This is a genomic window from Lysobacter silvisoli (genome assembly GCF_003382365.1).
Classification (GTDB): domain Bacteria; phylum Pseudomonadota; class Gammaproteobacteria; order Xanthomonadales; family Xanthomonadaceae; genus Lysobacter; species Lysobacter silvisoli.
Window position 1 is genome coordinate 77944 of record NZ_QTSU01000005.1, and the last position, 21838, is coordinate 99781.

Annotated in this window: 19 protein-coding genes; 10 read left to right on the forward strand and 9 right to left on the reverse strand. The window is 69.5% G+C overall.

The genetic code is table 11. The features are described 5' to 3' along the window. Nucleotides 1–18: 18 nt before the first annotated feature. Entirely contained in the window at nucleotides 19–2724 is a 2706-nt protein-coding gene (gene aceE / locus DX914_RS19165) for a pyruvate dehydrogenase (acetyl-transferring), homodimeric type (RefSeq protein WP_115861849.1), read from the reverse strand. A gap of 324 nt (nucleotides 2725–3048) precedes the next feature. Here aceE and DX914_RS19170 point away from each other — a divergent pair, with 324 nt between their 5' ends. Continuing rightward, nucleotides 3049–3528: an REP-associated tyrosine transposase gene (locus tag DX914_RS19170; protein WP_115862098.1), complete on the forward strand. Its 480-nt coding sequence runs from the start codon at nucleotides 3049–3051 to the stop codon at nucleotides 3526–3528. A gap of 140 nt (nucleotides 3529–3668) precedes the next feature. On the opposite strand, the gene DX914_RS19175 is transcribed toward DX914_RS19170, so the two are convergent. Beyond that, the gene (locus DX914_RS19175; RefSeq protein WP_115861851.1) at nucleotides 3669–3998 is read right to left on the reverse strand and encodes a DMT family transporter; all 330 of its coding nucleotides are present in this window, start codon (nucleotides 3996–3998) and stop codon (nucleotides 3669–3671) included. After that, nucleotides 3995–4615, reverse strand: a complete 621-nt coding sequence (locus tag DX914_RS19180) for a glutathione S-transferase C-terminal domain-containing protein (protein ID WP_115861853.1) — start codon at nucleotides 4613–4615, stop codon at nucleotides 3995–3997. The genes DX914_RS19175 and DX914_RS19180 overlap by 4 nt, the downstream gene beginning before the upstream one ends. A gap of 86 nt (nucleotides 4616–4701) precedes the next feature. Here DX914_RS19180 and DX914_RS19185 point away from each other — a divergent pair, with 86 nt between their 5' ends. After that, nucleotides 4702–5583 carry a LysR family transcriptional regulator gene (locus DX914_RS19185; RefSeq protein ID WP_158549406.1) on the forward strand — a complete coding sequence of 294 codons (882 nt, stop codon included), beginning with the start codon at nucleotides 4702–4704 and terminating at the stop codon, nucleotides 5581–5583. Between the two features lie 161 nt (nucleotides 5584–5744). On the opposite strand, the gene DX914_RS19190 is transcribed toward DX914_RS19185, so the two are convergent. Then, a complete protein-coding gene (locus DX914_RS19190) occupies nucleotides 5745–6647 on the reverse strand; it encodes a LysR substrate-binding domain-containing protein (protein ID WP_115861857.1) in 903 nt (300 codons plus the stop codon). A gap of 104 nt (nucleotides 6648–6751) precedes the next feature. On the opposite strand from DX914_RS19190, the gene DX914_RS19195 reads away from it, so the two are divergent. After that, a complete protein-coding gene (locus tag DX914_RS19195) occupies nucleotides 6752–7381 on the forward strand; it encodes a flavodoxin family protein (RefSeq protein ID WP_115861859.1) in 630 nt (209 codons plus the stop codon). A gap of 319 nt (nucleotides 7382–7700) precedes the next feature. On the opposite strand, the gene DX914_RS19200 is transcribed toward DX914_RS19195, so the two are convergent. Next, nucleotides 7701–9986, reverse strand: coding sequence for an NADP-dependent malic enzyme (locus tag DX914_RS19200; RefSeq protein WP_115861861.1), 2286 nt, complete (start codon nucleotides 9984–9986; stop codon nucleotides 7701–7703). Nucleotides 9987–10206: 220 nt separating this feature from the next. Between DX914_RS19200 and DX914_RS19205 the strand changes: the two genes are divergently transcribed. Beyond that, on the forward strand, nucleotides 10207–11553 hold the full coding sequence (locus DX914_RS19205; RefSeq protein WP_115861863.1) for a glycosyltransferase family protein: 1347 nt from the start codon (nucleotides 10207–10209) through the stop codon (nucleotides 11551–11553). A gap of 113 nt (nucleotides 11554–11666) precedes the next feature. Here the strand turns inward: DX914_RS19205 and DX914_RS19210 are convergent, their stop codons facing one another. Together DX914_RS19210 and rsgA are read right to left on the reverse strand one after the other, a co-directional pair. After that, nucleotides 11667–12941 (reverse strand): flavohemoglobin expression-modulating QEGLA motif protein, encoded by a 1275-nt coding sequence (locus DX914_RS19210; protein WP_115861865.1) that lies wholly within the window; start codon nucleotides 12939–12941, stop codon nucleotides 11667–11669. A 173-nt stretch (nucleotides 12942–13114) separates the two neighbouring features. Next, on the reverse strand, nucleotides 13115–14236 hold the full coding sequence (rsgA, locus tag DX914_RS19215) for a ribosome small subunit-dependent GTPase A (protein ID WP_115861867.1): 1122 nt from the start codon (nucleotides 14234–14236) through the stop codon (nucleotides 13115–13117). Nucleotides 14237–14422: 186 nt separating this feature from the next. Here rsgA and DX914_RS19220 point away from each other — a divergent pair, with 186 nt between their 5' ends. From DX914_RS19220 to DX914_RS19240, 5 genes are all read left to right on the forward strand, one after another. Next, entirely contained in the window at nucleotides 14423–15673 is a 1251-nt protein-coding gene (locus tag DX914_RS19220) for a pyridoxal phosphate-dependent aminotransferase (RefSeq protein WP_115861869.1), read from the forward strand. Nucleotides 15674–15679: 6 nt separating this feature from the next. After that, nucleotides 15680–16309 (forward strand): SGNH/GDSL hydrolase family protein, encoded by a 630-nt coding sequence (locus tag DX914_RS19225; protein ID WP_115861871.1) that lies wholly within the window; start codon nucleotides 15680–15682, stop codon nucleotides 16307–16309. A 100-nt stretch (nucleotides 16310–16409) separates the two neighbouring features. Further along, a complete protein-coding gene (locus DX914_RS19230; RefSeq protein ID WP_115862100.1) occupies nucleotides 16410–17084 on the forward strand; it encodes a methyltransferase domain-containing protein in 675 nt (224 codons plus the stop codon). Nucleotides 17085–17204: 120 nt separating this feature from the next. Next, the gene (locus DX914_RS19235; protein WP_115861873.1) at nucleotides 17205–17771 is read left to right on the forward strand and encodes a lysozyme inhibitor LprI family protein; all 567 of its coding nucleotides are present in this window, start codon (nucleotides 17205–17207) and stop codon (nucleotides 17769–17771) included. A 266-nt stretch (nucleotides 17772–18037) separates the two neighbouring features. Further along, entirely contained in the window at nucleotides 18038–18598 is a 561-nt protein-coding gene (locus tag DX914_RS19240) for a DUF924 family protein (protein WP_115861875.1), read from the forward strand. Nucleotides 18599–18947: 349 nt separating this feature from the next. Here DX914_RS19240 and grxD read toward each other — a convergent pair whose 3' ends face one another. Beyond that, entirely contained in the window at nucleotides 18948–19874 is a 927-nt protein-coding gene (gene grxD, locus DX914_RS19245; RefSeq protein ID WP_115861877.1) for a Grx4 family monothiol glutaredoxin, read from the reverse strand. Between the two features lie 89 nt (nucleotides 19875–19963). Here grxD and DX914_RS19250 point away from each other — a divergent pair, with 89 nt between their 5' ends. Further along, nucleotides 19964–20752, forward strand: coding sequence for a polysaccharide deacetylase family protein (locus DX914_RS19250; RefSeq protein ID WP_115861879.1), 789 nt, complete (start codon nucleotides 19964–19966; stop codon nucleotides 20750–20752). Between the two features lie 183 nt (nucleotides 20753–20935). On the opposite strand, the gene DX914_RS19260 is transcribed toward DX914_RS19250, so the two are convergent. Further along, the gene (locus DX914_RS19260) at nucleotides 20936–21712 is read right to left on the reverse strand and encodes an AMP nucleosidase (RefSeq protein ID WP_115861881.1); all 777 of its coding nucleotides are present in this window, start codon (nucleotides 21710–21712) and stop codon (nucleotides 20936–20938) included. Between the last annotated feature and the right edge of the window lie 126 nt (nucleotides 21713–21838).

The following is a 21838-nucleotide window of genomic DNA, read 5'->3' on the forward strand; positions in this document are numbered from 1 at the left end:
CCGCAGAGTGACGCTACCTCACACCCCAAGCGGATTCGGCTTCTCCACATCAATCTTGTACTGCTTAATCGCCCGGGCCACATCCTTGCCCGTCATCTTGCCTTCCGCCGCCAGCGCCGCGATGGCGGCGTGGGCGATGTAGTAGCGGTCGACTTCGAAGTGCCGGCGCAGGTTGGCGCGCGTATCCGAACGCCCAAAGCCATCCGTACCCAACACCGTGTACCGCATCGGCACGTAAGCCCGCACCTGCTCCGGATACACGCGGATGTAGTCGGTAGCTGCGATCGCCGGGCCCTGGCGGCCTTCCAGCAGCTGCGTGATATAAGGCTTACGCGGCGTCTTGGCTTCCGGGTTGAAGCGGTTCCAGCGTTCGCAGTCGGTGGCGTCGCGGGCGAGTTCGTTGAAGCTCGGGCAGGACCAGATGTCGGCGGTGACGCCGAAGTCCTTGTCCAGCAGTTCGGCGGCGGCGATGGCTTCGCGCAGGATGGTGCCGCTGCCCAGCAGCTGCACGCGCAGTTCGCCCTTCTTGGGTTTGCCGGCGTCGGTCAGCAGGTACATGCCCTTGATGATGCCCTCGGCGCTGCCTTCGGGCATGTCGGGGTGCGGGTAGTTTTCGTTCATCAGGGTGAGGTACCAGTACTCATCCTGTTGCTCGGTGAGCATGCGCTGCATGCCGTGCTGGAGCAGGGTGACGACTTCGTAGCTGAAGGTGGGGTCGTAGCTGCGGCAGTTGGGGATCAGGCCGGCCTGGACCATGCTATGGCCGTCTTCGTGCTGCAGGCCCTCACCATTCAAGGTGGTGCGGCCGGCGGTGGCGCCGAGCAGGAAGCCGCGCGCGCGCATGTCGGCGGCCTGCCAGGCGCTGTCGCCGATGCGCTGGAAGCCGAACATGGAGTAGTAGATGTACAGCGGCAGCATCTGCAAATCGTTGGTGCTGTAGCTGGTGGCGGCCGCGAGCCAGGAGGCGAAGGCGCCGGCTTCGGTGATGCCTTCTTCCAGCACCTGGCCGGTGACGTCTTCGCGGTAGTACATGAGCTGGTCGCGGTCGACGGGCTTGTACTTCTGGCCGTGCGGGGCGTAGATGCCGAGCTGGCGGAACAGGCCTTCCATGCCGAAGGTGCGGGCTTCGTCGGCGACGATGGGCACCAGGCGCGGGCCGACCTGCTTGTCGCGCAGGGCGATGTTCAGCGCCTGCACGAAGGACATGGTGGTGCTGATTTCGCGCTCACCGGTGCTCTTGAGCAGGCGGTCGAAGGCTTCCAGCTTGGGCACTTCCAGCGAGGTGCTGGCCTTGCGGCGGCGCTGCGGGAGGTAGCCGCCCAGGGCCTTGCGGCGCTCGTGCATGTATTCCACTTCCGGCGATTTTTCGCCGGGGTGGTAGAAGGGCACGGCGCCGTCCTTGAGCTGCTCGTCGGTGACGGGGATGTTGAAGCGGTCGCGGAACAGGCGGACGGCTTCGTCGTCCATCTTCTTGGTGCCGTGGGTGGGGTTGAGCGATTCGCCCGAGGCGCCCATGCCGTAGCCCTTGACCGTCTTGGCCAGGATGACGGTGGGCATGCCCTTGGTATTAACCGCCTCGTGATAGGCGGCGTAGACCTTGTGCGGGTCGTGGCCGCCGCGGTTGAGGCGCCAGATGTCGTCGTCGGACAGGTTGGCGACCAGGGCGGCGGTTTCGGGGTATTTGCCGAAGAAGTTGTCGCGGGTGTACTTGCCGCCGAAGGCCTTGCAGTTCTGGTATTCGCCGTCGACGGTTTCCATCATCAACTGGCGCAGGCGGCCGGTGGTGTCGCGCGCGAGCAGCGGGTCCCAGTAGCTGCCCCAGATGTTCTTGATGACGTTCCAGCCGGCGCCGCGGAACTGGCCTTCCAGCTCCTGGATGATCTTGCCGTTGCCGCGCACGGGGCCGTCCAGGCGCTGCAGGTTGCAGTTGATGACGAAGACCAGGTTGTCGAGGCCTTCGCGGCCGGCGACGGAGATGGCGCCCAGGGATTCGGGTTCGTCGGTTTCGCCGTCGCCCAGGAAGGCCCAGACCTTGCGGTCGGATTTGGGCAGCAGGCCGCGGCCTTCCAGGTACTTCCAGTTACGGGCCTGGTAGATGGCGCTGATCGGGCCCAGGCCCATGGAGACGGTGGGGATCTGCCAGTAGTCCGGCATCAGCCAGGGGTGCGGGTAGGAGCTGACGCCGCGGCCGTCGACTTCCATGCGGAAGTGGTCGATCTGCGATTCGCTGATGCGGCCTTCGAGGAAGGAGCGGGCGTAGATGCCGGGCGAGCTGTGGCCCTGCACGCCGATGAGGTCGCCGGGGTGGTCGGCGGACGGGGCGCGCCAGAAGTGGTTGAAGCCCACGTCGTACAGGGTGGCCGCGGAGGCGAAGCTGGCGATGTGGCCGCCCAGGTCGCCGGGCTTGCGGTTGGCGCGCACGACCATGGCCATGGCGTTCCAGCGGATCAGCGAGCGGATGCGCCATTCCATGGCGGCGTCGCCGGGGCTCTTGGCCTCCAGGTGCGGCGGGATGGTGTTGATGTATTCGGTGGTGGGCTGGAACGGCAGGTGGGCGCCGGCGCGGCGGGTGACCTCGACCATGCCCTCGAGCAGCTGGTGGGCGCGCTCGGCGCCGTCGCGGGCGATGACGGCCTGGACGGATTCGACCCATTCCTGGGTCTCGGTGGGGTCCGGGTCGTTCTGGAGCAGGTCGTGCAGGGAGCTGGCAAGCGGCTGGTTCATCGATCTCGCGGCCCCGTGGCCGCGCCTCGGAAGTGGGGGCGGATTAGAGCATCGAGTCTAACAAAAGGGGGGGTGGGATCGGCTTGCTTTGGGTGGTGGAACGGGTGGAATAGTCCGTATTGGTTAGGGGGTGGAGGGGACGGGCGTTGGTTTGTGGGGTGGCGTGGTCGCGGCTTACGCCGCTCCTACCCCAGAGCAGAGCCTCGTGAACTGGGATTTGGGGTAGGAGCGGCGTGAGCCGCGACCGTTAACGGGTCGAACTCCGACACGCGATGGGGATGAACCCTGATGGGACGCCACGCTCGCGACGGCGACCCTGTGGGCATGGCCCTGCCCCACCCTTCCTCTCCCGGACACGCCGCCCTGCGCCGTGGGCGTAGCTCCGAAGCCCACCGGGCGTACTTGCTGACCTTCGCCACCCAGGGGCGGCGGCCGCTGTTCCTTGATCGGGGGCTGGCCGAGGCTGCATGCGCGGCCATGCAGGACCGGCGCCTGTGGACGCGTTCGCGGTTGTTGGCGTGGGTGTTGATGCCCGATCACTGGCATGGGCTGGTGGCTCTGGGGCCGTGGGAAACCCTGCCGGATTTAGTGCGGCGGTTGAAATGCAATTCGGCGCGATCGGTGCGCACGGTGGCGCCGTCGGCATTGCAGGTATGGGCGGCGGCGTATCACGACCGCGGGCTGCGTCGTGAGGAGGCGCTGGTGGACGCGGCGCGCTATGTAGTGATGAATCCGTTGCGGGCGGGGTTGGTGCGGCGGGTGGGGGACTATCCGTACTGGGGGGCGGTTTGGGTGGATCGGTGAGGCGCGCGGGGGTGTGGGTGGCGTGGTCGCGGCTTACGCCGCTCCTACCCCAAAGCAGTGCCGCGCGATTTGGGCTTTGGGGTAGGAGCGGCGTGAGCCGCGATGGCGCCCCACGCGCCAACGCAGCGCCATAAGCAGGCTCAAACCGGCGCGCGGTGCAGCAGCGCGATGCCCGCCACGATCAAGGCCACGCCGCCCAAACGCCAGGGGTTCAAGGTTTCGCCGAACACCGCGGCGCCCAGCAGCACGGTGCCGGCGGCGCCGATGCCGGTCCACACGGCGTAGGCGCTGCCCACGGGCAGGGCGGTGAGGGCGCGGCCGAGCAGGTAGACGAAGGCGGCCAGGGCGATCAGCGAGGCCACCGTCCAGCCCAGGCGGGTGTAGCCCTGGGAGAGCTTCATCGACGCCGCCCAGGCGACGTCGATCAGGCCGGCGGCGATCAGCATGAACCAGGCACTGCCGGTGTTCATGGCTGGGCGTCTTCGCGTTCGGCGCGCAGGGCCTCGCGCACGCTGGGGCGCTGGTCCAGGCGGGTCAGGTAGGCGGCCAGGTGCGGATACGGGGCCAGGTCGATCTTCAGCAGCTTGGTCCAGCCGGCGACGGTGTAGAGGTAGGCGTCGGCGATGCCGAAGCGGTCGCCCAGGAATTCGCGGCCGTCGAGGTGGCGGTCGACCAGGGCCAGGCGCGGCTGCAGGCGTTCGCCGGCGACGCGCACGCAGGATTCGCCGTACTCGGGGTGGAACAGCCAGGGGCTGAAAGTCTTGTGCAGTTCCGAGCTGATGTAGGTCAGCCACTGGTCCTGTTCGGCGCGCTCCAGGCTGCCGAGCGGAGCGCTGAGGCCGGCAGCCGGGTCCTGGTCGCCCAGGTAGCGCAGGATCGCCACGCCTTCGCGCAGGGTGCGGCCGTCGTCGAGTTGCAGCAGCGGGACGTAGCCCAGCGGGCTGAGTTCGCGGTAGTCGCGGTCGTCGCCGAGGACGCGGGCGTCGGGGCCCAGGCGCACGCGGCGCAGCTCCAGCGGCAGGCCGAGTTCGCGGGCGACGATGTGCGCGGCGAAGGAGCAGGTGTACGGGGTGTAGTAGAGCTTCATGGGCTGGGGTCCGTGGGGGAATGGCGCTACTCTCCTCGCCCGGCCCGGCGCCTGGAATACGGCGCGCTTACAAGGATCGCTTGCGTATGCGGCACACCGCTCGGCTGTCGTTGGAGGACTTCGAACTGCTGCGCGCGATCGGCGCGCACGGGAGCCTGAGCGGCGCGGCCAAGGCGCTGGCGCTGGATCACTCCAGCGCGTTCCGCCGGCTGGGCGCGATCGAGGCGCGCGCGGGCACGCCCTTGTTCCGCCGCAGCCGCACCGGTTACACGGCCACCGAGGCCGGCACGGTCGCCATCGAAGGCGCGCAGCGGATACTCGACGATGCCGATCACTTGCAGCGGCAGCTGGCCGGGCGCGATGCGCGCGGCGGGGCGCGGTTGCGGATCACGATTCCGGACACGCTGGCGGAGGTGGCGGCGCGCTTGTGCGCGGCGTTCACGGCGGCCCATCCGCAGATCGGCTGCGATCTGTCGGTGTCCAATGCGTTCGTGAACCTGCAGCAGCCCGACGCCGACGTGGCGCTGCGCGCGTGCGCGCTGATGCCCAGCGGGTTGTCGGTGCGGCGGGTGGGGTCGATCGCGACGGCCGTGTATGCGGCCAGCGGCGCGAAGGCCGGCAAGCGCGAGGGGTTGAACGACGGGGCGTGGATCGGGTTCGACGACAACCTGTCGCATCTGTCGTCGGCGCTGTGGTTGCGCGCGCACGTGGACGAGGCGCGCATCGCGATGCGGGTGAATTCGCTGCCGGCGGCGCTGGCGGCGTGCAAGGCCGGGGTGGGGCGGGCGTTGTTGCCGTGCTACTACGCCGATGCGGCCGGCGGGGTGAAGCGGGTGTCGGCGCCGTTGGCGGACGTGCCGACGGAGTTGTGGTTCGCGATTCACCCGGATTTGCGCCGGTCGGCGCGGGTGCGGGCGTTGCGGGAGTTTGCGTTGGGGTGGTTGCCGGAGGCGATGGGGTTGGGGTGAGGGGCGGGGCTGCGCTGGCGGGGTGCTGAAGGCGCCGTCGCGAGGGTGGGTTTCGGCGTCGTTGTGTTGGCGCGGTCGCGGCTTGCGCCGCTCCTACAGGTGGCCCAGATCGATCCGCAGCCCCTGTAGGAGCGGCGCAAGCCGCGACCGCGCCAATGGCACTACGGCGCAGGCTGCGAAGCGGCGATTTCCTCATCCAACCAGCGCAGGAACGCGCGCACCGGCGGATGGCGTTCGCGCCCCGGCACGCACAGCACGTGATAGGTCTCGCCCGGGACGACGATCTCCGGCCGAACCGGCTCCAGCAATCCGCGCGCCACGCTGCCGGCGGCGACCACCGAGCTGGCCAGCACCAGCCCCTGCCCCGCGCCGGCGGCGTACATCGCGTAATGCTCTTCGTCGTAGGCACGCACCGTGGGCGCGCGCTGGGTCCAGTCCACGCCGGCGCGTTCGCACCAGGCGTCCCAGGTGCGGCAGTACAACTGCGAATCGCCCCACTCCACGGTGATCAGGGCCGGCGGCGATTGGGCGGCTTCGGCCTGCGCCTGGCCGGGTGCGCCGTACACGCCGAAGGTTTCGCGCAGGCCGCCGTGGCGGTGCAGTCCGGCCGGCACGGCGCCGCCGTAGCGAATGGCCAGGTCGACGCCGGCGTTGTGCTCCAGGTCGATCACTTGCGCGCAGGTGTCGATGCGCACGGCGATGTCGGGGTGGCGGGCGTAGAAGCGGCCCAGGCGCGGCACCAGCCACAGCGCGGCGAACGAGGTCGGGGTGGTCACGGTGAGGCAGCCGGTGTCCGGCCGCGGGCGCAGCGCGGCGACGGATTGTCCGATGTCGAGTAGGGCGCCGTGGACGTCGCGGAACAGCCGGCGGCCGTCGTCGGTGAGCGTCACGCCGCGCGGCTGGCGCTGGAACAGGGAGCGGCCGAGCCAGCTTTCGAGCTGGCGGATCTGGTGCGAGACCGCGGTCGGGGTGACGTGCAGTTCCTCGGCGGCGGCCTTGAAGCTGGTCAGGCGCGCGGCGGCTTCGAAGCTGCGCAGGGCGGTCAGGGGGAGCTCGGCGAACATGGGGTCAGGCCTGAATCCGGCTCATGCCGGCTCAATTATGGTCATTTGAAGCAGCCAAATGGGAGAAATAGATTCATCTCAACTCCCTTACGGCCGCTACCGACATGACCGCAGACCGCCCCCGCCGCTTGTTGATCCTGGTCGCCAGCCCGCGCCGCAACGGCAACAGCGCCTTGCTCGCCGATGCGGCCTTGCGCGGTGCCCACGCCGCCGGCCTGGACGCCTCGCTGCATTTCGCCGACGACCTGATGCAGACCTTCTTGCGCGATTGCCGCGATTGCCGCGACGAACACGGGCGTTGCCGCATCGACGACGGCTACGCCGATTTCTTCCTGGATCGCTTTCTCGAGGCCGACGGGCTGGTGCTGAGCACGCCGGTGTATTGGTACGGGATGTCGGCGCAAGCCAAGGCGTTCTTCGACCGCATGTTCTGCTATGTGGCGCGTAGCTATCCGCAGTCGCAGCGGGTGCGCGAACGCATTCAGGGCAAGCGGGTGGGCTTGCTGACGGCGTCGGAGGAGATGTATCCGACCATCGGGCTGAGCATCGTCAATCAGGTGCAGGAGTACGCGCGCTACACGCACTCGCAGTTCGTCGGCGCGGTGCATGGGCAGGGCGACCGGCGCGGGTCGGTGCGGGAGGACCGGCACGGGGCGATGGCGGCGGCCGAGGCGCTGGGGCGGCAGTTTTTCGAGCGGCCGCACGCGGATTACCAGGTGGATTCGGTGAGGTGAGCGGGCCGGGGCGATTTCGTCACGGCCGCAGTGGCGTTATCGCGACTTACGTGGCTCCCACATAAAGCGAAAGAAATGGCTTTGGGGTAGGAGCGGCGTGAGCCGCGATTTGCGCGAGCAGCCGCAGGGGCGTGGTCGCGGCTTACGCCGCTCCTACCCCAAGGCTAAGACCGCAAGCGCGGGGCCGGCTTCTGTGGGAGCGGCATGAGCCGCGATGGCGCAGGTAGCCGGAGTGGCGCTATCGCGGCTTGCGCCGCTCCTACCCCAAAGCGGTTTCGCGGGGCCGCCGGCTGTTGCCGGCGGCCCCGCGGCGCTGCGGTTACGGGGCGCTGGTGCGGGCGGCGCGGATCTGCGCGTCGACGGCGGCGATGGCGGTCATGTTGACCACGCGGCGCGGGGTGGAGGCCGGGGTGAGGATGTGCGCCGGCTTGTCCAGGCCCATCAGGATCGGGCCGATGGCCACGCCGTCGGTCATCACCCGCACCATGTTGTAGGTGATGTTGGCCGCGTCCAGGTTGGGCAGCACGAACAGGTTGGCGCGGCCGTGCAGGGTGGCGTTGGGGAAGATGCGCTTGCGCAGCAGGTCGTCCCAGGCGGTGTCGGCCTGCATTTCGCCGTCCATTTCCAGCTTGGGCATGCGCTGGCGGATGATCTGCCGCACCTTGCGCATCTTGGCCGCCGACGGGTTGTCGTGGCTGCCGTAGTTGGAGTGCGACAGCAGCGCCACCTTGGGCTCGATGCCGAACAGCTTGAGGCGGTAGGTGGCCTGCAAGGTGGCTTCGGCGATCTGCTCGGCGGTGGGGTCCACCTGCACGTGGGTGTCGAGGAAGAACCACGCGCCCTGGTCGTTGATCACGCCGGTCATGGCCGAGGTGCCGGACACGCCCGGGTCGAAGTCGAAGATGCTGCGCATGTAGCCCAGCTTCTTGTGGAAGCGGCCGACCAGGCCCGAGATCATGGCGTCGGCTTCGCCGCGTTCGACCATGAGCGCGGCGATCAGCGTGGGCCGCGAGCGCAGCAGGTTCTTGGCCGCCGCCGGGCTGACGCCGCGGCGCTCGGTCAGGGCGTGGTACTGCTGCCAGTAGTCGTTGAAGCGCGGATCGTCGTTGATGTTGGTCAACTCGAAGTCCACGCCTTCGCGCATGCGCAGGCCCAGGCGCTGGATGCGGGTTTCGATGACGTCGGGGCGGCCGATCAGGATCGGGTAGGCCAGTTCCTCGTCGATCACCGTCTGCACCGCGCGCAGCACGGTCTCTTCCTCGCCCTCGGCGTAGACCACGCGCTTGCGGTCGGCGCGGGCGCGGTCGTAGACCGGCTTCATCAGCAGGCCGGTGCGGTAGATGTACTGGCTGAGCTTTTCCTCGTACGCGTCCATGTCGGCGATGGGACGCGCGGCCACGCCGGAGTCCATGGCCGCCTTGGCCACGGCCGGGGCCAGCATGACCAGCAGGCGCGGGTCGAACGGGCGCGGGATCAGGTACTCGGAACCGAAGGTGGGCACTTCGCCGCCGTAGGCGCCGCCCAGGTCGGAGGACTCCATGCGCGCCAGCGCGGCGATCGCGCGCACGCAGGCCAGCTTCATGTCTTCGTTGATGACCGTGGCGCCCACGTCCAGCGCGCCGCGGAAGATGTAGGGGAAGCACAGCGCGTTGTTGACCTGGTTCGGGTAGTCCGAACGGCCGGTGGCGATGATGCAGTCCGGGCGCACGGCCTTGGCGTCTTCCGGCAGGATTTCCGGATACGGGTTGGCCAGGGCCAGGATGATCGGCTTGGCGGCCATGGTGGCGACCATTTCCGGCTTGAGCACGCCGCCGGCGGACAGGCCCAGGAACACGTCGGCACCGGCGACGATGTCGGCCAGGGTGCGCTTGTCGGTGTCGCGCGCGTAGCGCTCCTTGTCCGGGTCCATCTTGCCGCGGCCGGTGTAGAGCACGCCGTCGCGGTCCACGGCCAGGATGTTCTCCGGCTTCATGCCCAGCGCCACCAGCATGTCCAGGCAGGCGATGCCGGCCGCGCCGGCGCCGCTGGTGGCCAGCTTCACTTCGGCGATGTTCTTGCCGACGATCTCCAGCGCGTTGAGCACGGCGCTGCCCACGATGATCGCGGTGCCGTGCTGGTCGTCGTGGAACACCGGGATCTTCATGCGCTCGCGCAGCTTGCGCTCGACGATGAAGCACTCCGGCGCCTTGATGTCTTCCAGGTTGATGCCGCCGAAGGTGGGCTCCAGCGAGGCGATGATGTCGACCAGCTTGTCCGGGTCGCGCTCGTCGATTTCGATGTCGAACACGTCGATGCCGGCGAACTTCTGGAACAGCACGCCCTTGCCTTCCATGACCGGCTTGCCGGCCAGCGGGCCGATGTCGCCCAGGCCGAGCACGGCGGTGCCGTTGCTGATCACCGCCACCAGGTTGCCGCGCGCGGTGAGTTCGCTGGCGGTGTTGGGGTCTTCGACGATGGCCTCGCAGGCGTAGGCCACGCCCGGCGAGTAGGCCAGCGCCAGGTCGCGCTGGGTGACCATGGGCTTGGTCGCGGTGACCTTGATCTTGCCGGGCGGGCTGAGGCGGTGGTAGTCGAGCGCGGCGCTTTTCAGATCGTTGTCGGACATCGCAGGTGGGCTGCCGTGGCGGGGCCGGAAGATGAATGGACTAGCAGTCTAATGGATAGCCGCGCGGGATTCGCACGCGTTTTCCTTGCCGTTCACTAGTACTTTGGCGTTGTGCCCCGCCCCTTTGCAGGCCTTGGCGGGCCGGGCCGGCCACCGACGCCGGCGTATGGCCTTGCCTGCGGGCAGGCGACACAATGCGCGACCCCTCGCCGGAGCCGTCATGAACTCGACCCCTACGCGGTCCTGGCCGCACTGGACCTTGCCGATCCTGGTGCTGGCCGGCGTGCTGCTGGCGCAGGCGCTGCTGATCTTCAACCCGGGCTATTACAGCCACGACGAGCTGCAATGGGCGGCCTTCGCCGGGCAACACCCGGGCTGGCATTTCCGCGATTACCTGTGGCGCGACGTGCAGTCGTTCCAGTACCGGCCGCTGACGTTCTCGCTGTGGCTGTGGCTGTCCGAGCACCTGTTCGCGCGACCGCTGGCCTTCCACGGGCTGATGGTGGCGCTGGGCGGGCTCAACGCGGCGATGCTGGCGGTGCTGCTGCGGCGCTGGGGCGTGACCGCGGGCGCGGCGGCCGGCGGCGCGCTGGTGTTCGCGCTGGGGCCGTTCGCGGCGCTGACCCACGGCTGGGTGGGCACCCTGGCCGACCTGATCTGGGTGGGCTGCGCGCTGGCGGTGGCGTTGCTGGTGCAGCGCGAGCGCGGCGGGGCCGCGACGTGGTTCGCCGTTTTCGTGCTGACCGCGCTGGCGCTGCTGGCCAAGGAGGCCGGCATCGTGATTCCGGCGCTGATGGCGCTGGGCTGGTGGTTCCTGGGCCGCGAGCGCCGCTGGCTGACCGCCACCGTGGTCGCCGCGCTGCCGGTGGCGGCCTATCTGGCGCTGCGCGTGGGCGTGCTGCTGTTCTCGCCGCGCGAGGCGGCCAACTACGGCTGGAGCCTGGCCTTCATTCCCGAGCGCTGGCTGGAGTACCAGTTGTACCCGCCGATCGCGACCAAGATGGCCATCGCCGGCACGCTGTCGCGCGGGCTGGGCGACGGGCGGGTGTGGCTGGCGATCCTGGTGTGGCTGGGCACGGCGGCGGTGCTGTGGCGGCTGGGTCCGCGCTGGTTTGTGGGCTGGCTGCTGGCCGGCACCGCGGCGCTGGGGCCGGTGATGATCCTGGCCGAATCGGCCAACCAGTACGGCTACGGCTATGCCGCGGCCACTGCCGGCGTGTGCGCGGCGGCCTGGCCGCAGCTGCGGCGCTGGGGCCGGGTCGTGCTGGTCGTGGCGGCGCTGCTGAGCGTGTGGCACGGGGTCAACGTGATGCGGCGCATGCACGAGGTGGGCACGATCCAGGCGGTGTATTCGCCGGCCATGGCGCAGGCGGTGCAGCGCGCGGGCGGGAAGACGGTGCGGCTGGCGATCGCCGATGACGGGCAGGCGTGGATTTACCAGCGCTTGTCGCACGAGATTCCGGGCTATGCGGGCGTGCCGATCGGCGAGCGGGTGAAGCTGGTCGCGGCCGGTGAGGCGGCGGATTACCAGATACAGCGCGATGGGTCGCTGAAGCCGTTGCGTTGAAAGCAGAGCTTTGGCTTTGGGGTAGGAGCGGCGTAAGCCGCGACCTGCGCGAGTGGTCGAAGCGACGCGGTCGCGGCTCACGCCGCTCCTACCCCAAAGCGGTTAACAGCGGGTCAAACGTCGATGGCGCTGCCCGTGGCGGCGATCGCGTCCAGGCGGATGCGGTTGGCGAACAGCGAGAAGGCGAGCATGCCGGCCAGGCCGTTGGCGCGGGTGATCCACGGCGGCATCCAGCGCGGCGGCACGATCACGCCTTCCTGCAGCAGCGGTTCGAAGCGCTGCACGTCGCCCAGGGTCATCTTGCCGGCGAACAGCCAGCGGCACAGGTGCAGCTTCTGCTGGCGCAGCGCCCAGCGGAAGAAGGTGTGCACGCCGACCAGGCCGCGCAGGTACACGGTGTCCTTGGTGAAGGCCGCCCCGCCCGTGGTGGGCACGCCGCGGAACACGCGCTGGGCGGAGGCGAAACTGTCTTCCAGCGACTGGCCGGCATCGAGGAAGTAGCGGAACACCTGGATGAAGTCGGCGCCGTCCAGCGCCATCGCCACCGCTTCGATGCGCAGGCTCAGGCGCTTCATCCGGCCGATGTCGATGCTGCCGGTGATCTGCTCGGCGAAGGTGGCCAGGCCTTCCTGGGTGGCGGTGGCGCGCGGGGAGGACAGCGCCAGGCTGGGCAGCACGTGCTGCTGGCGGCCGTTGAGCGCGGTGAGCGAATGCACGAAGGCTTCGTGCTGCAGCAGCTGGTCGCGGTCGTAATCGCTGAAGGCCGCGCCGCTGCGCAGGCGGATGCGGGTGGCGCCGGCGGCGGCCTTGGCGATCAGGTCCGGGTCCAGCACCACGTCGATCACGCGGCCGTCGAAGTAGTCGTCCAGTTCGCGCTGCAGCTGCAGGTGCAAGGCGGTGGCGGAGATCTTCACCGTTTCGGCCGGCGACATCAGCTCGTGGTCGAGCTCGTCGGCGATGGAGATGAAGTGGCGCGCGGCCTCGCGGGTGCTCGGGCCGTCGCCGGGCAAGGGTTCGTCGGGCTTGCCGAACAGTTGCACCGACAGCTCGGTCACGCGCGTCGTGCCCAAGGCCTCGAGCAATTCGGCGGCCAGCGACCAGCTGTGCGCGGATTCGCGCAGGTACACGCCCAAGGGGTGATCGGGGTCGGCTTCGGCCTGCACCGCGGCCAGTTCGCGCCGCACGTCGCTGAAGTCCAGGCGCGGGTAGTCGATCTGCGGCAGCGTGGCCTGGCCGCGCGCGTAGTCGGCCAGGAACTGCACTTCCAGACCGGCGGGCCAGCTGACCAGGGTCAGCAGTTTGACCTCGCGCGCGGCGCGGACCATGCGCGCGTCGAGCAGGGCGTGGTGTTGGATGTCGGCGGGGAGACCGGTGGGGATGGCGCTCATGGGCGCGCGCTCGTTGGTGCGGGTAAAAGCGAATCCCCCCTGCCCCCCTTTTTCAAAGGGGGGAACAGCCAAAACGGGGCGATGGAAGTGGAGCGGCGAAGACCTTGCTGTTCCCCCCTTTGAAAAAGGGGGGTTAGGGGGGATTTGCTCTTCAGCGTCACCCGTTCCACCCGCTAATGCTTCCCGTACTTCTCGTCCAGCCGTTTGTTCAGCGCCTTGCCCAGCACCTTTTCCTGCGACTTCTGCGCGCGCCGGTTGGCCAGTTTGTTGGCCGCGCCGGCGACCTCGTCGCGCAGCTTCAGATAATTGGCGAAGCGCTGCGGATCCAGCTTGCCCGCTTCGATCGCCGCGCGCACCGCGCAGCCGGGTTCGCGCGCGTGCGAGCAGTCGCGGAACTTGCACTGCTCGGCCAGCGCTTCCACGTCGCTGAAGTTCTCGGCGACGTCTTCCTCGCCGGTGGGCTTGAGCTCGCGCATGCCCGGCGTGTCGATCAGGCAGGCGCCGGACGGCAGCGGAATCAGCGCGCGATGGGTGGTGGTGTGGCGGCCGCGGTCGTCGCTGGCGCGCACCGCGCCGGTCTTCATGCGCTCGATGCCGAGCAGGGTGTTGGTCAGCGTGGACTTGCCGGCGCCCGACGAACCCACCAGCACCGCGGTGCGGCCCGGCTGCAGCCACGGATTGAGCACGGCGACCGATTCCGGGTCCTTGGCGTTGACCGCGCGCACGGCGATCTTCTGCGCGGCCAGTTCGAGCAGCGTGGCCATCGCCTCGGGCAGGCTCTCGGGATCGGCAGCCTCGGCCAGGTCGGACTTGGTCAACACGATCACCGGCTCGGCGCCGCCGCCGACCAGGAGCAGGTAGCGCTCGATCCGGCGCGGATTGAAGTCCGCATCCAGGCCGCAGACGATGAACACGGTATCGACGTTGGCCGCGATCAGCTGCTGCTTGTAGTGCTCGCCGGCGGCGCCGCGCTTGATCGCGGTGCGGCGCGGCAGCAGGGCCACGATGCGCGCGCTGCGCGGCGGCTGGCCTTCGATCAGCACCCAGTCGCCCACGCCGGGGCGCTGCTCGGGCGGAAAGCGCGGGCGCTGCCATTCCGGCAGGGATTCCACCGGGAAACCGGTTTCAGGGCCGTCGGCCACCACGTAACCGCTGCGGTGCTGCTCGATCACCCGCGCCGGGCGCGCGTCCGGGTGCTCGGCCAGGGCCTGGCGCCAGCGCGGATCGTCGGGCAGCGATTCCCCGGCCGACAACGGCCAGCCGATGGTCTGCAGAGCGGCGAGTTCGGGGGTCAAGAGCGGGCGGGCGGGAGGCGCATGGGCCGGATTCTACATAGGCCGGCGCGCGCCGCCGCGCCGGCCGCTGCGCGGATCGGAACCGGGCGCACGCTCCGGCCGGCCCCGCGCCGCGGCCGGCGGCTGATTCAAACCGGTGTTTCCGCTAGTCTGGCGGGTATTCCGCTCCTATTCCCCTGCCCCGCAATGTCCCTGCCTCCCGTGAAAACCCGCGAACGCCTGTCCGAAGTCCGTTACGAAATCCGCGGCGAACTGGCCCGCCGGGCCCGCGAACTGGAGGCCCAGGGCCGCAAGCAGATCAAGCTCAACATCGGCAATCCGGGCGCCTTCGGTTTCCGCGCGCCGGAACACCTGCAGCGCGCGATCGCCGAGCGCATCGCCGACACCGATCCCTATACCCATCAGCAGGGCCTGCCGGCCGCGCGCGAGGCCATCGCCTCGTTCCACAAGCTGCGCGGCACGCCCAACGCCTCGCCCGAGCGCGTGTTCGTGGGCAACGGCGTGAGCGAGCTGATCGACCTGAGCCTGCGCGCGCTGCTCAACCCCGGCGACGAAGTGCTGCTGCCCTCGCCCGACTACCCGCTGTGGTCGGCGGCCACCATCCTCAACGACGGCCGCCCGGTGTATTACCGCTGCCAGCCGGAGAACGGCTTCCTGCCCGACCCGGACGAAATCGAGCAGCTGGTGTCCAGCCGCACCCGCGCCATCGTGCTGATCAACCCGAACAACCCGACCGGCGCCGCGTATCCGCGCGAGCTGATCGAGCGCATCGTGGCCATCGCCGCGCGCCACAAGCTGCTGCTGATGTGCGACGAAATCTACGACTCCATCCTCTACGACGGCGCGCAGTTCACCCCGGTGGCGCCGATCGCCGGCGACCTGCCCTGCCTGAGCTTCGGCGGCCTGAGCAAGGTGCACCGCGCCTGCGGCTGGCGCGTGGGCTGGGCGGTGCTGTCGGGCGACCCGGTGGCCAGCGGCGATTTCCACCACGCCATGGACCTGCTGGGCGCGCTGCGCCTGTGCGCCAACGTGCCGGGCCAGTTCGCGATCGACGCGGCGCTGCACGGCGAGGACACCATCGCGCCGCTGTGCGCGCCGGGCGGGCGCCTGTACGAAGCGCGCCGCGCAGTGATCGAAGCGGTGCAGGCCAGCAAGCACCTGCAGCTGGTCGCGCCGGCCGGCGCGCTGTACGCGTTCCCGGCCGTGGTCGGCGCGGCGGCGCAAGGCTTCGACGATCACCAGTTCGCGCTGGAACTGCTGGAAACCGAAGACGTGCTGGTGGTGCCGGGTTCGAGCTTCAACGTGCCCTACCGCAATCACTTCCGCGTGACCCTGCTGCCGCAGCCGGACGACCTGCGCGAAGTGTTCCACCGCATCGAACGCGTGCTGGACCGCCACGCCGAGCGCGCGGCGGACGCCGGCCGCGCCGTCGCCTAAGCCGCAATGGCCACGCCCCTGCCGCTGCAGCCCTATCTGGCGCTGGGCGACAGCTACACCATCGGCGAATCGGTGGACGAAGCCGGGCGCTGGCCGGTGCAGCTGGCGCGCGCGCTGCGCGAGGAAGGCCATACCCTGGCCTGGCCGCGCATCATCGCCACCACCGGCTGGACCACCGACGAGTTGAACGCCGCGCTGGACGCGGCCGAACCGCTGGGGCGCTGGGAGCTGGTCAGCCTGCTGATCGGCGTCAACAACCAGTACCGCGGCCGCAGCGTGGCCGATTACGCGAGCGAATACCGCGCTCAGCTGCAGCGTGCGATCCGTTACGCCGGCGGTCGCGCGCAGCGGGTGTTGGCGATGTCGATCCCGGACTGGGGCGTCACCCCGTTCGCGCAGAACGACAAGCGCGGCGCGGCGGTCATCGGCGCCGAGATCGACGCCTACAACGACACCGCGCGCGGCATTTGCGAGCGTGCGGGCGTGGCCTGGGTGGACATCACCCCGGTGTCGCGCGAGCGCGGCGCCGAAGCGGTGATGCTGGCCGACGACGGCCTGCACCCTTCAGCGGCGATGTACGCGCAGTGGACCGCGCTGGCGCTGCCGGTGGCACGGCGCTTGCTCGCCGCGCACTGAAGCGCCAAGCCGGTTCCCGAGACCGCGCGGCAATGCGACACTGCGGCCGGAACGGGACGCAGGAACGATCGGGTCGGCGATGAGCGAAGCGGCGCAAGCGATGGGCAACGGACAGGCGGTGCGGATCGCGCGCGCGTTCCTGCCCGAGCATCCGCTGGGCAACCGCTGGGACTACTACTACAGCCGCGCCAAGCTCGGCAGCGACCCGCTCTACCCCGGCGTCAGCGCGGCGCTGCGCGGCACCCAGGCGCCGCTGTTGGATCTGGGCTGCGGCCTGGGCCTGCTGGCCCACACCCTGCACGCCGACGGCATCGACCTGCCCTACTTCGGCGTGGACAGCGACGCCGGCAAGATCCGCCGCGCTGGCCGTGCGGCTGCGCGCGCGGGCCTGCAACACGCGCGTTTCGACACCATGGACCTGGCGCGCGAACTGCCCGAGCACCGCGGCAGCGTGGTGATCCTGGACGTGCTGCAGTTCATTCCCTACGCCGCGCAGGCGCGCGCGATCGACGCGATGATCGCCATGCTCACGCCCGGCGCGCGGCTGGTGATCCGCACCGGCCTGGACGACGGCACCGGCCGCGCCCGCGTGACCCGCGTGACCGATCTGTTCTCGCGCGCGGTGGGCTGGATGAACGCCATGCCGCGTTACTACCCCGACGGCGCCGCCTTGCGCGCGCGCCTGCACGAAGCCGGGCTGACGGTGGAATTGACGCCGCTGTTCGGCAGGACGCCGTTCAACAACTGGCGCATCGTCGCGGCAAAACCCGCCTAAATTCCGCGTTCTTCGCGCACCGCGCGTTCATCTTCCGGTTCTGCGACGGCCGGCACGCGACATCGCAGCCCCTGAGACCCCCTCCCCGCACACTGGCCTCCAGTATCGGGAAGCACCGCCATGGAACAGGTCCTCTATCTATTCGTAGGCGCCGTCCTCACCTGGACCTTTTATTTCGTCCAGCGCCGGGTCGAGCGCCGCACCACCGTCGACGCGATCGAACGCGGGCAGAAGCTGCTCGCGCTCAAGCAGGGGCTGGATGTCAGCAACACCAGCCTGGACGATCTGCGCCACTTCGAAACCCGTCTGATCGGCAAGGCCGAGATCGCCGCGCGCCTGGCCGACAACTACTTCAGCAAGGCCGAGGAAGTGGCGCGGCAGAGCGACGACGACGGCGTGAGCCAGGACGACATGAACCGGCAGGCCATCGCCGAGTTCAAGCAGGTGGACCACCGCCTGCAGATCCTGGTCGCGCACCTGCGCAGCCAGCTCGACGGCGACGGCCGCGCCACCTTCGAGGACGCGCACCGCGCCTGGATGGGCTTCCGCGAACGCTATGCGCGTTTCATTTCGCAGTCGTATACGCGCGGCTCGGTGCGCACGCTGATCCGTGCGGTCACCCTGGAGAGCGTGACCACGGCGTGGATCACGGAGCTGGAAACGCAGCTGGGCGACGACCGGTTTTGATTGGCAGGTCGCTCGATCCTGCATGAGCTTGCGGATGCTCGCGATCCTTGAGAACCGGCGGGGCATCGAAGTCCGCTGCCACCCCGTCATTCCGACGTAAGCCGGCACCCCTCTTGATCGTGGCGTCCCGCATCTACGCCAGCCACAAGCAACATGGGTTCCGGCGTGCGCCGGAATGACGGTGGGATGCGGTGTTGAGCCTGCATCCTTCACCCACACATGCGGGCTGCTAAGGTTCGCGTTCGCCCCATCGAGCAGGCCCCGCCATGACCCTCCCCACCGCCCGCGAAGTCGTCGACTTCTGGCGCAACGCCGGTTACACGCAATGGTTCGACGGCGGCCCCGCCTTCGACTCGCTGTGCCGCGAACGCTTCCTGGATGCGCACCTGCGTGCGGCGCGGCGCGAGCTGGACGAGTGGATGGCGCAGGGCGAAACGGGTTCGCTGGCGCTGCTGATCCTGCTGGACCAGATCCCGCGCAACGTGTTCCGCGGCAGCGGCCACGCCTACGCCACCGACCCGCTGGCGCGCATGTACGCGCGCCAAGCGGTGGCGCGCGGCGACGACCAGCGCACCGAGGCGGCGCTGCGCTCGTTCTATTACCTGCCGTTCGAGCATTCCGAAGCGCTGGAGGACCAGCTGCGTTCGGTGGAGCTGCACCGGACCCTGCCGGTGAGCGAAGCCGCGCCGGACCCGGCGCAGTGGGCGGTGCACCACCAGGAAATCATCGAGCGCTACGGCCGCTTTCCGCATCGCAACCGCGCGCTGGGTCGCGAAAGCACTGCCGAGGAACAAGCCTACCTGGACAACGGCGGCTTCAAAGGCTGACCCGCCTTGGGGTAGGAGCGGCGTAAGCCGCGACCGCGACTTCGCCACTGCGACGAACGTTCCGTACCCCCGTGTAGGAGCTGCGCAAGCTGCGACCGCGAACCCGCGGCTACGGCGCAGGGATCAAAAGCATTCGCGCTACGCGCTCATCCCCTCACCCTAGCCCTCTCCCGTAAACGGGAGAGGGAACTGAGCCGACGTCGCCGCTTTAGCCCCTCTCCCGTTTACGGGAGAGGGGTTGGGGTGAGGGCACGCGAAACAACGATCACGTCGAAAGCCACGCCACCGCGCCGCTCAGAAGATGGCGCGCGATGCGGTTATCACCGCACCCCACAAAACCCAAGCTTACTCAGTACCGCGGCACCGCCGGATCGAAATCCGACCAAGCCTCGATCCCGCCTTCCACGTTGTAGATCTCGCGGAACCCACGCTGACGGAAATGCTCCGCCGCCTGCGCGCTGCGGCCGCCGCGGTGGCACAGGAACGCCAGCGGCGTGTCCTTGGGCAGGCCTTCCAGCGCTTCCACGCCCTGGTCGAAGGTATCGAAGGCCACCGTGGCCGCCGCCTGCGCGCGCTCGTCGGCCGGACGCACGTCGACCAGGCGCACCGAGCCCTCGCGCACGCGCGCGGCCACGTCGGCCGGCGCGATCGAACGCACCGCCGGCGGCGCGTTCGGGTTGACGATGACCAGGCCGCGGCCGCGCTCGTCGTCGGCCCAATCGATGGACACGCCGTCGGCGCGGCGCGCGTTGATCCAATCGGTCTGCACGCGCACGCCTTCCACGTCCACCGCCACGGCGTTGGCGTCCACCGGCGCCAGCTGCAGGCGCACGTTGTGGCGCGCGTCCACGTCCAGCTGCACGGCGTAGCCGTCGCCGGCGTTGGCCACCGCCTCGCGCAGCATCTGCGCGGCGGCCGGGGTGATGCTCAGCTGCGGCGGGCTGCGGTCCGGCGCGGGCAGGCCCAGCGCGCCGTGCAGTTCGCCGCTGCCGGCCATCTGCTCGATGATGTCGCTGCCGCCGACCAGCTGGCCGTCGATGTACAGCTGCGGGATGGTCGGCCAGTCGCCGTATTGCTTGATGCCTTCGCGGATCTCCGGATCGGACAGCACGTCCACGTGGGCATAGCCCTGCGGCAGCAGCGCGTTCAGCGCGCCCGAGGCCTTGGCCGAGAAGCCGCACTGCGGCGCGTTCGGCGCGCCCTTCATGAACAGGACGACGCGGTTGGACTGGAGCAGGGTGTCGATGCGCGAGCGCAGCGCGGGGTCGAGGGACATGGTCTAAGGCCGAGCGTGAGGTATCGGGGCAGATGGGGGCGGCGCGGGCGCGACGCAAGGGGCGGCGGGCGCTGGTCTAAGATGCGGCCATGCCGCGCATCCCCGCCCCGCACCGCGTTCCCCGCCAGCCCTGGGCCTGGCTGTGGCTGTTCGCGGCCTCGCAGGTGGCGGTACTGGCGCTGTGGTGGATCGGCGGCTGGCAGTGGGGCCTGCCGGCCCTGCTGCTCACGCATGGCGCCCTGGTCTGGGCCACGCTGCGCCCGCAATCGCCCTGGTTCAGCCCCGTGCTCACGCGCCTGCGCACCGACGAGCGCGTGCTGTGGCTGACCATCGACGACGGCCCCTCCGACGACACCGTGGCCCTGTTGGACCTGCTCGACGCGTTCGATGCGCGCGCGACCTTCTTCCTGGTGGGCGAGCGCGCCCGCGCGCGGCCCGAGCTGGTGCGCGAAATCGCGCGCCGCGGCCACGGCATCGGCAATCACAGCCACAGCCACCCTGCCGCCTGGTTCTGGGCGCTGCCGCCGCGGCGCATGGCGGCGGAGATCGCCGATGCGCAGGCCGTGCTGGGCGAATTGGCCGGGCAGCCGCCGCGCTGGTTCCGCGCGGTGGTGGGCATGGCCAATCCCTTCGTCGCCGCGGCGTTGCGGCGGCACGGGCTGGCGCGCGTGGCCTGGTCGGCGCGCGGGTTCGATGCGGTGGCGGCCGATCCGCAGCAGGTGGTGGCGCGGGTGGAGCGGACGCTGGCGCCGGGGGCGATCGTGTTGATGCACGAAGGCGCGGGGCATGGGCGCAACGTGGAGACGATGCGCGCGTTGCTGGAGCGGCTGCGGGTGTTGGGGTATCGGTGTGTGGTGCCGGAGATTAGTGCGGCTTAGGGATCGAAGCTTCCGCCGCTGCTTGCCCCCCCGCGTGCCCTCACCCCAACCCCTCTCCCGTAAACGGGAGAGGGGCTAAAGCAGCAAGCGGCGTCGGAAGCATCCCCTCTCCCGCTTGCGGGAGAGGGCTAGGGTGAGGGGATGAGCGCGCAGCGCGAATGCCCTTGATCTTCCGACGAAGGCTTACTCGTCGAAGCGCAGGTGCCGCACCGACTTGCCGTGGCGGCGGATCAGCTTCAACGCTTCGATGCCCACATTGATGTGGTTATCGACATACGCCGCGCTCACCTTCGCATCCGACGCTTCGGTCTTCACCCCTTCCGGAATCATCGGCTGGTCCGACACCAGCAGCAGCGCGCCGCAGGGAATGCGGTTGGCGAAGCCCGCGGCGAAGATCGTGGCGGTTTCCATGTCGATGGCCATGCAGCGCATCGCGCGCAGGCGCTCCTTGAAGGCCTCGTCGTGTTCCCACACCCGGCGGTTGGTGGTGTAGACCGTGCCGGTCCAGTAGTCGTGGCCCAGGTCGCGGATCATGGTCGACACCGCGCGCTGCAGCGCGAAGGCCGGCAGCGCCGGCACTTCCGGCAGCAGGTAGTCGTTGGACGTGCCTTCGCCGCGGATCGCCGCGATCGGCAGCACCAGATCGCCCAGCTCGTTCTTGCGCTTGAGCCCGCCGCACTTGCCCAGGAACAGCACCGCCTGCGGCATGATCGCCGACAGCAGGTCCATCATGGTCGCCGCGTTGGGGCTGCCCATGCCGAAGTTGATCATGGTGATGCCGTCGGCGGTGGCGCTGGGCATGGGCCGGTCCAGGCCCACCACTTCGGCGCCGGTCAGGCGGGCGAAGGTGTGCAGGTAGCCGCCGAAGTTGGTCAGCAGCACATGCTGGCCGAACTGGTCCAGGGGCACGCCGGTGTAGCGCGGCAGCCAGTTTTCGACGATCTGTTCTTTGTCTTTCACGTGCTAGGCCTTTTCTAGTTGTTGTGCGCCCATTGTCGCACCGCCCATGACTATCGTCAGGGTTGGCGGCGCCGGGGGCGGCGGCTAGGGTTCGGGGGCTGTCCTTTGGCTGTCCTTCCTAGGGGA

What these genes read in the sequence shown, in the direction of transcription:
- aceE (WP_115861849.1), bottom strand. Translation starts at nt 2,724, where the DNA reads ATGAACCAGCCGCTTGCCAGCTCCCTGCACGACCTGCTCCAGAACGAC.
- DX914_RS19170 (WP_115862098.1), top strand. Translation starts at nt 3,049, where the DNA reads ATGGCCCTGCCCCACCCTTCCTCTCCCGGACACGCCGCCCTGCGCCGT.
- DX914_RS19175 (WP_115861851.1), bottom strand. Translation starts at nt 3,998, where the DNA reads ATGAACACCGGCAGTGCCTGGTTCATGCTGATCGCCGCCGGCCTGATC.
- DX914_RS19180 (WP_115861853.1), bottom strand. Translation starts at nt 4,615, where the DNA reads ATGAAGCTCTACTACACCCCGTACACCTGCTCCTTCGCCGCGCACATC.
- DX914_RS19185 (WP_158549406.1), top strand. Translation starts at nt 4,702, where the DNA reads ATGCGGCACACCGCTCGGCTGTCGTTGGAGGACTTCGAACTGCTGCGC.
- DX914_RS19190 (WP_115861857.1), bottom strand. Translation starts at nt 6,647, where the DNA reads ATGTTCGCCGAGCTCCCCCTGACCGCCCTGCGCAGCTTCGAAGCCGCC.
- DX914_RS19195 (WP_115861859.1), top strand. Translation starts at nt 6,752, where the DNA reads ATGACCGCAGACCGCCCCCGCCGCTTGTTGATCCTGGTCGCCAGCCCG.
- DX914_RS19200 (WP_115861861.1), bottom strand. Translation starts at nt 9,986, where the DNA reads ATGTCCGACAACGATCTGAAAAGCGCCGCGCTCGACTACCACCGCCTC.
- DX914_RS19205 (WP_115861863.1), top strand. Translation starts at nt 10,207, where the DNA reads ATGAACTCGACCCCTACGCGGTCCTGGCCGCACTGGACCTTGCCGATC.
- DX914_RS19210 (WP_115861865.1), bottom strand. Translation starts at nt 12,941, where the DNA reads ATGAGCGCCATCCCCACCGGTCTCCCCGCCGACATCCAACACCACGCC.
- DX914_RS19220 (WP_115861869.1), top strand. Translation starts at nt 14,423, where the DNA reads ATGTCCCTGCCTCCCGTGAAAACCCGCGAACGCCTGTCCGAAGTCCGT.
- DX914_RS19225 (WP_115861871.1), top strand. Translation starts at nt 15,680, where the DNA reads ATGGCCACGCCCCTGCCGCTGCAGCCCTATCTGGCGCTGGGCGACAGC.
- DX914_RS19230 (WP_115862100.1), top strand. Translation starts at nt 16,410, where the DNA reads ATGGGCAACGGACAGGCGGTGCGGATCGCGCGCGCGTTCCTGCCCGAG.
- DX914_RS19235 (WP_115861873.1), top strand. Translation starts at nt 17,205, where the DNA reads ATGGAACAGGTCCTCTATCTATTCGTAGGCGCCGTCCTCACCTGGACC.
- DX914_RS19240 (WP_115861875.1), top strand. Translation starts at nt 18,038, where the DNA reads ATGACCCTCCCCACCGCCCGCGAAGTCGTCGACTTCTGGCGCAACGCC.
- grxD (WP_115861877.1), bottom strand. Translation starts at nt 19,874, where the DNA reads ATGTCCCTCGACCCCGCGCTGCGCTCGCGCATCGACACCCTGCTCCAG.
- DX914_RS19250 (WP_115861879.1), top strand. Translation starts at nt 19,964, where the DNA reads ATGCCGCGCATCCCCGCCCCGCACCGCGTTCCCCGCCAGCCCTGGGCC.